Source organism: Gordonia sp. HS-NH1, from assembly GCF_001418765.1.
In the GTDB taxonomy this organism is placed as follows: Bacteria; Actinomycetota; Actinomycetes; order Mycobacteriales; family Mycobacteriaceae; genus Gordonia.
This window is the reverse complement of record NZ_LIYC01000115.1, coordinates 1-685: the sequence shown is the minus strand read 5'-3', so window position 1 is coordinate 685 and position 685 is coordinate 1. Positions and strand designations below refer to the sequence as shown.

At 65.4% G+C, this 685-nt stretch carries 1 protein-coding gene; it reads right to left on the bottom strand.

The features are described 5' to 3' along the window. A partial coding sequence (locus AMD30_RS24295) for a transposase (RefSeq protein WP_231632854.1) occupies nt 1–604 on the bottom strand: 604 nt, incomplete at its 3' end. Nucleotides 605–685: the final 81 nt, after the last annotated feature.

The following is a 685-nucleotide window of genomic DNA, read 5'->3' as shown; positions in this document are numbered from 1 at the left end:
GTTTGCCGGTCTGCTCATACCCGGAGCCGGTCAGGGCGGCCAGCCGGGTGGCCCGCCCGGCCACCACCACCTGCGCGCCCTCGACGTCGCGGGCCACCCGCCGTATCGCCGCGATCAGCTGAGTCACGGTGTCTTGGCGGGCCACCGCATCATCGAGCACCGTCGAGTCCAGTGCCCGGCGATGTTTGCCCGCCACCGCCCCGGTCTCGGTGATGACCTCGCGAACCTTCTCGAAAATCAGGTGTGGCCGCTCGCAGCCAGCCAGCCGACGCCGCCAATACGTCAACGTGGACGGATGAAACCCTTTCGTGCCCAACGTGAATCCACACGCCGCTTTCCACCGCAGATCGAACATGACCGCCTCAGCGGCCTCACGATCAGAGAGCCCGTGCAGGGTTTGCAACACGATCACCGAGGCCATCGTCTCGGCCGGGATCGACGGCCGGCCCCGCCCGCTGGGAAACAGCTCCGCAAACATCGCCGCCGGGAACAACCGTTCCCGATGCTCGGCGAGCAACGCGAACACACTGCCCGCCGGCAACAGATGCCCGACCAGCGACCTCACATCCAGGAACTCATCCTGATGATCTGACTCACCCTGCATACCGTCCAGGATCCCAGCCCACCAGCACCAACACGAACCAGCCACGCCGAAAACGACTGCGATTATTCAGCAGTCTCCTAG